Annotated in this window: 9 protein-coding genes and 1 pseudogene; 6 read left to right on the forward strand and 4 right to left on the reverse strand. The window is 68.0% G+C overall.

Going from position 1 to position 11,099, the window contains the following annotated elements:
• Positions 1–7 precede the first annotated feature (7 nt).
• Positions 8–274 (reverse strand): hypothetical protein, encoded by a 267-nt coding sequence (locus H7H31_RS33370; RefSeq protein ID WP_187063743.1) that lies wholly within the window; start codon positions 272–274, stop codon positions 8–10.
• Between the two features lie 430 nt (positions 275–704).
• On the opposite strand from H7H31_RS33370, the pseudogene H7H31_RS33375 reads away from it, so the two are divergent.
• The 3 genes and pseudogenes from H7H31_RS33375 to H7H31_RS33385 all read left to right on the forward strand — a co-directional run.
• Positions 705–1,290: pseudogene (locus tag H7H31_RS33375) on the forward strand (ATP-binding protein); the annotation flags it as partial.
• Between the two features lie 542 nt (positions 1,291–1,832).
• On the forward strand, positions 1,833–2,072 hold the full coding sequence (locus H7H31_RS33380) for a hypothetical protein (protein WP_187063744.1): 240 nt from the start codon (positions 1,833–1,835) through the stop codon (positions 2,070–2,072).
• Between the two features lie 136 nt (positions 2,073–2,208).
• The gene (locus tag H7H31_RS33385; RefSeq protein ID WP_187063745.1) at positions 2,209–3,207 is read left to right on the forward strand and encodes an IS481 family transposase; all 999 of its coding nucleotides are present in this window, start codon (positions 2,209–2,211) and stop codon (positions 3,205–3,207) included.
• On the opposite strand, the gene H7H31_RS35125 is transcribed toward H7H31_RS33385, so the two are convergent.
• Positions 3,188–3,928 carry a thioesterase domain-containing protein gene (locus H7H31_RS35125; RefSeq protein WP_187063746.1) on the reverse strand — a complete coding sequence of 247 codons (741 nt, stop codon included), beginning with the start codon at positions 3,926–3,928 and terminating at the stop codon, positions 3,188–3,190. The two genes, H7H31_RS33385 and H7H31_RS35125, sit on opposite strands and share 20 nt — an antisense overlap.
• Positions 3,929–4,412: 484 nt before the next feature.
• Here H7H31_RS35125 and H7H31_RS33395 point away from each other — a divergent pair, with 484 nt between their 5' ends.
• Both H7H31_RS33395 and H7H31_RS33400 read left to right on the forward strand, forming a co-directional pair.
• Positions 4,413–5,639, forward strand: a complete 1,227-nt coding sequence (locus H7H31_RS33395; protein WP_197995983.1) for an ATP-grasp domain-containing protein — start codon at positions 4,413–4,415, stop codon at positions 5,637–5,639.
• Positions 5,640–5,728: 89 nt separating this feature from the next.
• On the forward strand, positions 5,729–7,003 hold the full coding sequence (locus tag H7H31_RS33400) for an MFS transporter (protein ID WP_197995984.1): 1,275 nt from the start codon (positions 5,729–5,731) through the stop codon (positions 7,001–7,003).
• 74 nt (positions 7,004–7,077) lie between these two features.
• Here the strand turns inward: H7H31_RS33400 and H7H31_RS33405 are convergent, their stop codons facing one another.
• Positions 7,078–7,497 carry an MFS transporter gene (locus H7H31_RS33405; protein WP_187063748.1) on the reverse strand — a complete coding sequence of 140 codons (420 nt, stop codon included), beginning with the start codon at positions 7,495–7,497 and terminating at the stop codon, positions 7,078–7,080.
• A gap of 129 nt (positions 7,498–7,626) precedes the next feature.
• Here H7H31_RS33405 and H7H31_RS33410 point away from each other — a divergent pair, with 129 nt between their 5' ends.
• Positions 7,627–8,019: a hypothetical protein gene (locus tag H7H31_RS33410; protein ID WP_187063749.1), complete on the forward strand. Its 393-nt coding sequence runs from the start codon at positions 7,627–7,629 to the stop codon at positions 8,017–8,019.
• Positions 8,020–8,128: 109 nt separating this feature from the next.
• Here the strand turns inward: H7H31_RS33410 and H7H31_RS33415 are convergent, their stop codons facing one another.
• Entirely contained in the window at positions 8,129–10,531 is a 2,403-nt protein-coding gene (locus H7H31_RS33415) for a DEAD/DEAH box helicase (RefSeq protein ID WP_187063750.1), read from the reverse strand.
• Positions 10,532–11,099 lie beyond the last annotated feature (568 nt).

Genomic DNA, 11,099 nt, shown 5'->3' on the forward strand with positions numbered 1-11,099 from the left:
GGATTTACTAGCTGGCGATGATGGCGCCGAGGATCATTCCGCCGATCAGTCCGACGGCACCGACTATCAAGGCGATGGTGGAAAGCCGTTCGTGTCGGACGAATTTGGCGATGATGGCCAGGACCAGCCCTCCCAGTCCGAACACGATCGGCAGGAAGAGGAGACCGATCGCCCCCAGCACGATCGCGATGATGCTGAGAACGTTCTCGCTGGCACTGCTCTTGGCCACGGCGTGGCGCTGCCCGACCGGCTGGTTGCCGTACTGCGTAGTCATCTCTCGCTCCTTCGGCTCGGTCCCTCCAAGATCCGGTCTCAAGGCGACCGGTCTCATGCTCAGTTGCCCCGAACTTCGGGCGTGATGCTGCTCGCGGACAACCCTAGGGGCTGAGGATGCATCGGGTATCGGTGGCGGGCGGCGGTCAGTGCGCGATCAAGAGGTCTTTCGCACGGTGGCCCTGATTCGCTCGCGACGGTGCGCAGGCTGTGGAGAGCCGTCGACCCGGCCTCATAGGCCGGCAGGCGCGCGTCTCGCAGGGCCTGTATCCGTCGACCAGGTGAGCTCGTAGACGTTGGACGCCGTCTGTACGTGCCTGGCGCGGACGCCGATGTCTCGCTGCCGGGTTGTCCCGCCGGCTACGGCCCAGTGTCATCGGGTCGGTACCGTGCGGCGGTGCCCCGCGACGCCCGAGCCCTGTCCGACCGCAGCAGCGGGCTTCCCGCGGGAGAAGTCGTTGCGGTCCTTCGACTTCGACGCGAACCCGAACATCGACCCGGCCACCATCCGTACCCTCGCCAGCTGCGAGTGGATCAAGAAGAGCCAGCCGCTCTGCCTCATCGGCGACTCCGGCACCGGCAAGTCCCACATGCTCATCGCTCGCTCTGGGCACCGAGGCCGCGATGGAGGAGGGCTACCGCGTCCGCTACCCCCTCGCCACGAAGCTGGCGATTGAGCTGGTCGAGGCCGCCGACGAGAAGCAGCTGAACGAGACCATCGCCCGCTATGGGCGCGTCGACCTGCTCTGCGTCGACGAACTCGGATACATGGAACTCGACCGCCACGGCGCCGAACTCCTCTTCCAGATCCTCACCGAACGCGAGGAGAAGAACAGCGTCGCCATCGCCTCCAACGGGTCGTTCGAGAGCTGGACCGAGACGTTCACCGCCCCCCGCCTCTGCGCGGCCACCGTCGACCGCCTCACCTGCAACGGCACCATCATCGAGACCGGCACCGACTCCTACCACCTCGCCAGCACCCGAGCCCGAGCCGAGGAGTCGGCCAAAGCCAGCTGACCTGCGCTCGTCCGCTTCAGAGTCCGCCGCCCCGGCGGCGGACTGATGACTCAGTGAACGAGGGTCTGCCTCATTGTTCAGCGTGGTCGCCGTTCTGCTCGACGGCATCCATGAACCGATCGTGCACTCGCAGCTCACGCCCCCTACCTGGACTCGTCAGGACGATCGTCTTCGCCTCGCCAAGGGCTTTGGGACCCGCCCCAAGCAACTCGCGCGTGATCACCACCGCATTCGAGCACCTCGACTCGGCGCTCAGTCAGTGACTGCTGCACAGCAGCGATCCCGCCATCACCGGTCAGCAGCGGCCGACACTCGTTGACGAGCGCCTCAAGCCGAGCCGTCCTCTCCGGATGCAGCCCACTGATCGCCATGCTGTCGCCCCTCCACCATGCTCAAACTCTTCCTCGATCATCCCGAAGCCAGCAACAACTCGCGATTGGATTGCCACTGAGTAACAGGCGCCGCGAAGGTCGAGTGCCCTCATTCCTCGTGCACGCTGGCGGGCATGCGGACCGCCAACCGCCTCCCAGACTGCCGTACAAATGCTGTCCTTCGAAGTGAACGAAGCCAGAGCGGGCGACCTCGGTGAGGGTGCTGGGGCTGAAGATGACGCGCGTATCGAGCATCTGCAACAACTCGCCCCGGTACGGCTGGCGTTCCAGGCTGCCGCCGACCACGAAGGCGGTGCAGTACATGCCGAAGAGGGCGCAGGCGGCGGCCAGGGCGGTGCCCTACTGGCCAGCGCCGGTGCGACCAGCTCCCACACGCCCGCCCGGCGGTAGTGGTAAGCCTGGGCTAGCTGTTCTGTCCGGGGAGGTTGTGGACAGGTGAGCCAGGTCTCGGTTGTGGGTTGTTGAATGGGTGAGGGCCTTCCGGTTCGGTGTGGATTGCGACGTCTACACCAACAGAAAGGCCCTCGTGCCCCACCGTAATGCACCCCTGACCGAGACCGGACGCCTGCGCCTGGCCCGCTGCGTGGTCGAGGACGGCTGGCCGCTTGGGCGGGCCGCCGAACGCTTCCAGGTCTCACCCACCACCGCCCAGCGATGGGCCGACCGCTACCGCACGCACGGAGAAGCGGGCATGGCGGACCGCTCCAGCCGGCCCCACCACAGCCCTGGCCGCACCCCGTCCCGCACCGAGCGACGGGTCATCAAGGTCCGCCTGCTGTGCCGATGGGGACCGGCCCGTATCGCGCACTTCCTGCACCTGGTGCCCTCGACCGTGCACCGCGTCCTGACCCGCTACCGCCTGGCCCGCCTGTCCCATCTCGACCGGACCACAGGCCGCATCGTGCGCCGCTACGAACGCGAGCGGCCCGGTGAGCTCGTCCACGTCGACATCAAGAAGCTGGGCAACACCCCCGACGGCGGCGGGCACAAGGCCCACGGCAGGGCCCAGGGCAGCCGCAACAGCTCCGCCCACCGCGACCCCACCCGGCCCCGCAGGCGCCATGGCCGCCCGAACCTGGGCTACAGCTACCTGCACACCGCCCTCGACGACCACTCCCGCCTCGCCTACAGCGAGATTCACACGGATGAGAAGAAGGAGACCGCTACCGGCTTCTGGCAGCGCGCCCACACCTTCTTCCACCAGGCCGGGATCACCGTGGAGCGGGTACTGACCGACAACGGTTCCTGCTACCGCTCACGCGACTGGCGCGATGAGCTGGCCCGGGCCGGCATCACCCACAAGCGCACCCGGCCCTACCGACCCCAGACCAACGGCAAGGTCGAACGCTTCCGCCGCACGCTGCTGGACGAGTGGGCCTACGCCCGCCCCTACCACTCAGAGCAGGAACGACGTGACGCCTTCCCCGGCTGGCTGCACACCTACAATCACCACCGCGGACACACCGCACTCAAAGGCCAACCACCCACCAGCCGCGTCCCCAACCTCACGGATCAGTACACCTAGCGCGGTGTTGAGCTTGTGGCTGCCGGAGATGTTGCCGCCCTCGTACTCGACCCAGATCGCCACCCGGGCGCCCACCGCCTCCTCGCAGGCGTGGGCCCGCCACAGCGGGGTGGGACGGAAGCGTCGGTAGGCGTCGGCGAACTCCTCGGGGATGTCCCAATACTCGCGTGACTGCACGCTCTGCGAGTGCGGGCCCAGAGGCGGGCGTCGACCGTGCGCTGCGTGCGAGCGAGAGCGTCCGCTCCATATGAGCTGCGGCCTCGCTCAGAACCTGGCGGCGTACGGCGTCGTAGGCCTTGGGTTCTCTGCCGATTGGCGCCGGACTGCTGTCGACGAGCACCAGATCGGGTGTTTTTCCGCCGGACAGCCGCCGCGCCGTCTCGAAGGCGAGCAGCCCGCCGGGGGACCAGCCGACGAACAGGTCGGGACAGGCGGGGAGGACTGCCACCGCCTCGGCGTGACGGTCGGCCATATCCCGTATGTGGGTATCCGGCTCCTCACCCTCCTCCAGACCGAGCGCCCGTGTACCCGTGTGCCGTACACGGGACCGTGGCGGGAGAGGTGGGCGATGAGACCAGGTAGGGAAGGAGGCCGCCCCCCCAAGGGGTGAAAGACGACGGTATTGATATCGCCGGCCCGCCTTCCCAGCGGTAACAGCAGCGGCCCTGAAACGGTCGTCGTTTCGGTCTCCGCGCTGTGGCTCACGGGAGCGATTCCCCAAGTCGAACCTGCGGTTGGTGCCTGTCGGCCTCGATCGATGGTGCGTGGAGCGCGGAACGCCATGGGCTGCTCGGGCGGTGTGCCGCGTGCCACCCTTCAGGTGATCCCCGGCATTCGCAGACCCGGATTACCAAGCCCGCGCGGATCACACACTCCTCAAGATAAGTGTGTCCTGCATCTCATCCTCCGGAGAGTGTGAACATCCAGCTCACCCGCGTGATCGTGCATCGGCCCACGTCACGCGCACCGAACCGCATCCGATGCTCACGTGGTCGCTGGTGGGCTCTTATGGCGCCCGCTCGGCCGCCCGGGCATACATCCCGCTCAGTGGGAACACCTGACATGGCCGACGCTCCTGCCTCCGTTCGGATCGATCTCCCGCCGCCGCGCGGCGAGAAAGGGCCGCAATGTCTCACCTCCTCTTCGTGGAAACCACGGGTCCGGGTGTCCAGGCACTTGCCCACGCGAAGCGAAGCGGTCACACCGTGACCTACCTGCACTGCCCCCTCTGCGACTTCACCGCCACCCCGGCCCAACGCAAGGAAGCCATCCGGCTCGCCGACCACGCCGCCCCCTTCGCCGATCCCCTGGATGGCGACGCGGTGTACGGAGCACTGCTCGCCTCCGGCGCGGACCCCGGCAACGTCGATGCGGTGCTGTCCACACTGAGCTACGGGGCGCAGGCCGCCGCCGACCTCGCCGCCCGCATCGGCGCGCGCGGCACCTCGCCGGCCGGCACCCTCGCGGCCCGGGACAAGGGCGAGTGCCGCCGCATCCTGCGCGCGCGGGAGGTGCCGAGCGTCGGCTGCCGCGTCGTCACCGACGCCGCCGAAGCGCTGGAGGCCGCCAAGACAATCGGCTACCCGGTGATCGTGAAACCGGTCCTCGGTATCGGCAAGGCCGTGACCTCCATCGCCCACGACCCTTCCGCCGTGCGTGCCCACTTCGCCGCCGCGGTGACGGCTCGCGACGGGCTCACCGAAGGCATGGCCCGGCAGCTCGACGAGCGGTACCTGGTCGAGGAACTGGTGCCCGGGGACCTGTACTCCGTGGAGGTCGCCGCGTCCGGGGGGTGCCTAGTCCCCCTCGTGTGGGCGAGCCGGAAGGTGAGTCAGGAGAACCCGGTGCTGGAACTGGGATGCACCGTCCCGTCCGGGCTGTCGACCGCCGACGAGGCCGCACTCGGTCGCTACGCCGTCGAGGTGTGCCGCGCGCTCGGGTTGGACCTGGGCATCTTCCACGTGGAGGTGATGCACACCCCCTCCAGCTTCCGGCTCATCGAGGTCAATCCGCGACTGACGGGCGGCTCCCTGCCCGACACCATCAGCGCTGTCGCTGGGGTGGACATCTTCGCTCTCCTGGTCGACCTGTTCCTCGGCCGGCCCCTGCCTGACGACCCACTGCCCCTGGAGGGTTCGGCTTCGCACTCGTTCCTCGCCGCCTCGCAGAAGTCCACCGTGCCCGCCCATCTCCCGGACGACTGGGCCACCCCCTTCCTGGGCCGACTCCACTCCGGCTACGCACAAGTGAGGGCTGGTGATGTGGTGCCGCCCATGCGCACCAACTTCGACTCGTTCGGCATGCTGCGCGCCCTCGCCCGCACGCCCGCCGAGGCCGAGGCAGCCTGCTCGGCGGTCAAGGCCGACATCGAGGGGCTCTTCGGCTTCACACTCCTGGCCGAGCGTACCCGCACCCCGATTCCGGCCACGTGAGGTGCGACGGCGGCTGCCGGAACACCGCAGGCACGAACAGCAACAATGAGTCCGGACACTGCAACCGGACCTCGTCGAACGGAGAAGACGTGGCCGACCGCCGCGAGCGCGTTTCACAGGACGCGCAGGGGGAGGTGCGGCAGCGGCGAGGCCTCTCGCTCGCCGTGTACCTCACCTCGGCGACGCTCGTACGCTCAGCGAGCGGCGGCGCGCCCGTCGCGCTCGTCGCGTTGACGCTGGCCCAGCCGGGCCACGGCGGGGCCACACTCGGCGGCCTCTTGGCGGCCCTGCTCACGCTGCCCAACGTCGCGGGGCCGTGGATGGCACGCTGGTTGGAGGCGGCCCGTGACCCGAGACTTCGACTGGCGGCCGCGTTCATCGTCTTCGGGCTGATGCTCGCCGCGACTGGTCTGACGCTGGGTCATCTGCCCGTCGTCCTAGTGGGCGCACTCGTCATCGTCGGCGGCATCAGCGAACCGCTGATGACGGGAGGGCTCAGCAGCCGGCTCGCGCTGATCGTCGGCGAGGACACCCGCGCCCAGCGCCGGGCCGAGGGGTGGGACTCGGCGACCTACGGAAGCAGCAACATCCTCGGTCCGGCCGCGGTCGCCGCGATCACCGCCCTGACTGGAGCTCTGACCGCGGTTGTCGCGCTAGGTGCTACCAGCGTGGTGGCCGGCCTGCTGATGTTCGCGCTGCCGAGGGAGCACCGGACGGCCGCCGCGAGGCAGCGCTCGATGCCCGTTCGGGATGCCCTCGCAGTGATCACACGGCGGGGTCCGCTACGGCGCGTCATGATCGCCACGATGATCACTTCTGTCAGCACCGGCGGCGTGATGGTGATCGCGGTGGTCTTCGGCCGCAACCTCCAGGGCTCGGCGGGCGCAGGCGCCGCCCTCGGCGCCGCCTACGGCGTGGGCAACCTCTGCGGAGCGCTCCTGACCGGCGTGTTCCCGCTCACCGGGGAGCCGGAGCGCTGGGTGCTGCGGCTGATCGCCGCGAACGCCGTGACTGTTGGCCTCTGCGCACTAGCACCCAGTTATGTCCTAGCTCTGGCGACCTTTGCCCTGGCGGGAGCGACGAGCGCGGTCCTGTTCACCGCGTCCCTGGCCGTGCGGTCGGTGTACTCCCCGCCCAATGCCCGAGCACAGGTTTTCGTGACGATGGCCGGGCTGAAAATGGCCGCCGGTTCGGCCGGCACGGCACTGGCGGGCACTCTGGTCGGCATGGGACCGCGCCTCGTGCTGTGCCTCAACGCTGTCGTAGTCGCCTCTGCTGTCACCATCGCCCTGCTCGACCTGCGCCTGACCCGCTCTCGACCATCCGCCGCAGATCATGAGAAATCCCCGTCGCAGACCAGATAACGAGAACGCCGGTGGCAGCCTGCCCTCGCTCTCGCCCGCGCTCCCACCAAGAGGGCGGCCGGTTGCGGTGACCGCTAGCGCTCCGGTGCCGTGTGTGGCAGTTCGCGGACGGCGGGGGCTGCCAGCGGCAGCACGGCGATCACGATGAAGAGCAGCCCGGACACGGTGATGACCGCGTACGGGCCGAAGCCCTGGCTGAGCGGCCCGACTGCCAGGAGTCCGACGGGGATGGCCAGGTAGGAGAAGAGGTCGTCGTACGCGGAGACCCGGGACAAGACCCCCGTCGGGATGTGCTCCTGGAGCGAGGTGTCCCAGGCGATCGCCGAGACGGAGGAGCCGACACCGGCGACGAACGACGCCGCGATCAGCCACGACACGGGCAGCCGGACGCCCAGGGCGAGCAGCGGCAGGGCGTTGAGCGTGATGGCGAGCTGACCCCACACCAGAAAGCGCCTGACTGTCAGCCGGTAGAGCAGGCTACTGCTCAGCAGCATGCCGGCGCCGCGCACGCCAAGCACCAGAACGCGTGCCGTGCCGTTTGGCTTCTCGCTCCGACGAATCGATTGGTACGCCTACAGCGCAGGCTGTCCCTTCAAAACGATAGCAACCGCCATTCCGACCGTATGCATCAACTGGTGGGAGCAACTCCGCCTCGCACTCCGGAGGTACGGAAAAAGGAGCTCACAGATCTGGCAGTTGCCGCAGGGACGGAGCCCAGAGACGCCAAGAAGGCACTGACGTTTGTTGGATTTCAGAAGGCTATTCAAGACGCTGGACCGCATCTGGGTATTGAGGGCAACCAGGCCGAAGCGATCTGGAGTATGTGCAGCGCTCTTGCCCACGGTGACGCCCACAATCTGAGCTTCCTTGATCACCAGGTTGTCGTCGCGCAAGGCAACGTGAGCCTGACCAAGCTCACCGGCAACATCAGCGTTCTGCTACGGGCTGCCGAGCTTTCCGTGCGGATGCTCCGTCATGGCTTTGCTCTCTATGAGAAGGCCAGGGCCGCCACTTAAACCACAGGGGAAGCGGCCCAGGATCCCAGTATCCACCTCCAGTGCGATGCCGTAAGCCAGGGCAAGTGAAGACTCTGGGCGCGCAGTGCCCAGGGCCGCTCGACAGTCGTCAGGATGCCGCCCACTCCAGCCCGAGTGCGGCGAGCGTGGCGAGTTTGTCGGTGGTGAGCTTGCCCCGGCGACTCTTGCTGTTGCTGAGGAAGACCCCGAGTTTCACTTCGCTCCCGTCCCCAAGTCGCTCTACGTGGCCTCTGGGGACCTTCACGGAGCCCGTGCGGGCCTTGTACTGCGCCAGGGCCGCAACGCCCCTGTCGAAGGCGCTCACGGGTGTCGTGGACGGTCCCGCGGGCGCATCCGTCTCCACTGGGGCCGGAGCGGCGGCGAGTGGGGTGACGCCGACGGCTTCCAGACGCTCGCGCTGCCCGTCGGCCAGAGCCGCCCACACCTCGGGCTTCTGTTGCCGGGCCAGCCACTTGCCGATGTCCATGCCGTGCACGGTGACGCCGGGCAGGACCTGTTCCGTGCCTTCCTCGTCGCGCACCAGCTCGCGTAGGGCGGCGTAGTGCCGCTGCCACTCGGCGGGCCACGAGGGGTTCCAGTCCTTGTCCACGGCCAGGAGCGCGGCCTCCCACTCGGGGTGGCCGTTCAGCGCACCCGGACGGCGTAGGTTGGACAAACACTGTCCCACAGGCTTGTCGAGCGCGGCCGCTGACCGGGGAGCGCACAGCGTCCAGTGCTCCTGGTAGTACACGCGGGCCGCTGCCAGGTTCTCCTGGAACCGGGCGTCGGCTGCCGACCAGGCCATGCCCAGCTTCTCCAGCCGCGCTGCGCGCCGGCCGTTCATCTGCCCCGCCCCGTACGCCCTTCGCTGCTCCGCGACCCACTGCCCTAGCGGGAACGCGCCCTCCTTGTGCTCGTACGGAACCCGGGCGTGGCCCTCACGCTCGACGTACTCCTTGAGCTTCGCCCAGCCGCGCGCCCAGTCCTGCCGTTCGGTGTCGATCACGTTAAAGGACACCCAGTTCGCGACCATCACCGGATCACGTGGAGCCGCGAAACGGAGCAACAACCGGGTTTCTTCCTCGCTATCACCGGGTGCGGCGCCGATGTATTCGGAGGGCTGTACGTCAGCCTTCTGAGGCTCCTGTGGAATCGCCAGCAATTCCACGGCCTCTTCATCGTGAGCCCGCAGGCCCTCAAGAACTTTCACCAACGGCTTGTACGAACCGGAGGTGAACATATCCTCCGGCGATTCATCGGGCTGGAGAAATACCGGCACGATCAAAGAGGCGAGCTTGCCCTCTCCGGGCTTCTGACGTAGCGCGCGGCCGATCGCCTGCACGATGTCGTGCGGCGCGCCTTTGGGGTCCAGCAGGGCCACGCTGTCCACGGCCCGGATGTCCACGCCCTCACCCAGGACCCGGCAGTTGGAGAGCACCGCGCGCCGGGCGGTGGAGCCGAACTTGCCCAGCACCTCCCGCCGGCGCTCCGGGACGTGCTCGCCGCACAGCCAGTCCGCCCAGATCTCCGACGGGTACTTCCCCGGCTGGTCGGCGTGCAGCTGCTTGGCCACGCGCTCCAGACCCTCCGCGTACGCCTGCGCCTCCATGGTCCGGTGGTGGAAGGTGATGCACGTCGACAGGTTGTGCTGCGCCATCGTGTGCAGCAGCGCGGCCTGGAGCGCCCCGAGGCGCTGCCCGCGGACCTCCTCGGTGTGCCGCTCCTCGCCCATCAGCCGTTCCGGGGTGACGACCGGGTCCTGGAGCTCCAGGACGATGATCTGGTACCGCGCCAGCAGCTTCCGCGACACCGCCGACGCAAGCGACAGCTTGTACAGGACCGGCCCGAAGACCTTCTCGTCGTCCATGGAGGCCGCCATCTCGCGCGGCAGCGGGTCACGCACTCCTTCGGCAACCTCGCGGTTCAGCCGCTCCTCCCAGATCCGCGGCGTCGCCGTCAGATACAGCCGGCGGCGCGCCGGGATCTTCGTCTGGTCATGGATGTCCGCCCACGCCTTACCCATCGAGCCCGACGTCCGGTGTGCCTCATCGACCACCGCCAGGTCCACCGGCGCGAGCTTCTGGCCGTACGCGCCCTCGAACGCCTCTACCAGCACGCCCAGCGACGCGTAGGTGGCGTAGATGGTCACCGGCCCCGTGGAGTGCCACAGCGCCAGCCGCACGGGGTTCGTGGTGGACCGCACCCCCAGGTGGAACAGCTCCGGATCATCCAGCGGCGAGCACACCATGACCGCCGGCCCCTTGTGCCCGGCCCCGCTCCACGCCTTCACGGTCTGCGCCAGGAGATCCAGGGTCGGCACCACCACGAGAATGCGACCCTTGGGCGCAATCCGCTTCGCAGAGGCCGCCGCGATGACGGTCTTGCCCGTCCCGCACGCAGCGTGCACCTGCCCGCGCAGCCCATTCCAGGGAATGCCACCCGGCGGGATATCGAGACCGCGCACGATAGCGGCCATGGCCTCAACCTGGTGTTCCCGCAGTTTCACGGCCATTCCCGTGTTCTCCTTTTCGCGGAATGCGGCACGTAATAGGAGTGAGAGCCCGGCGCGGTGAGTGGCGGGCCGGAGTGGTGGTGTCTGGCCCCAGACTCTACACAGCCATCACCCTTGATGCATCACCCCTGCAACAGCTTCTCCCTGTAGACTGATACTTGGCTGATTCTCGCCCTGGTCGCACGGTTCATAGGGCATGCTGGTGGAATATTGGTGAACGTGAGCGGCCGGTTTCGAGGGTGGGGGAGGGGTTTGGGTGGAGCGCAGCGGAGCCCGTCGCTGCGGTGGGGCCGACACCCCATCAGGCCGACAGGCCGTCACATCTGTTGCAGCTGCAGCGGCCAGGAAACCCAGCCCTACCCAGGCCGACGCGCAATGCACCTCCCCTTGCTGCCAGCCCAGGCAGCCGCGCTTGCGCGGGTGCTCGCAATTCGCGCTTGCGCGAATTGTTCCGCCTTTTGAATTCCGCTTGCGGAATTCCATTCCGGCGCTTGCGCCGGAATTCGAATTGCGCTTGCGCAATTCGTGTATCTATGTCTCGGCTTGCCGAGACATAGCCCGCTCCGCG

This window comes from Streptomyces buecherae, from assembly GCF_014295035.1.
In the GTDB taxonomy this organism is placed as follows: Bacteria; Actinomycetota; Actinomycetes; order Streptomycetales; family Streptomycetaceae; genus Streptomyces; species Streptomyces youssoufiensis.

Excerpts from the sequence above, each read along its gene's own strand:
- H7H31_RS33370 (WP_187063743.1), bottom strand. The coding sequence starts at position 274 with ATGACTACGCAGTACGGCAACCAGCCGGTCGGGCAGCGCCACGCCGTG.
- H7H31_RS33380 (WP_187063744.1), top strand. The coding sequence starts at position 1,833 with ATGCTGTCCTTCGAAGTGAACGAAGCCAGAGCGGGCGACCTCGGTGAG.
- H7H31_RS33405 (WP_187063748.1), bottom strand. The coding sequence starts at position 7,497 with ATGCTGCTGAGCAGTAGCCTGCTCTACCGGCTGACAGTCAGGCGCTTT.
- H7H31_RS33410 (WP_187063749.1), top strand. The coding sequence starts at position 7,627 with ATGCATCAACTGGTGGGAGCAACTCCGCCTCGCACTCCGGAGGTACGG.
- H7H31_RS33415 (WP_187063750.1), bottom strand. The coding sequence starts at position 10,531 with ATGGCCGTGAAACTGCGGGAACACCAGGTTGAGGCCATGGCCGCTATC.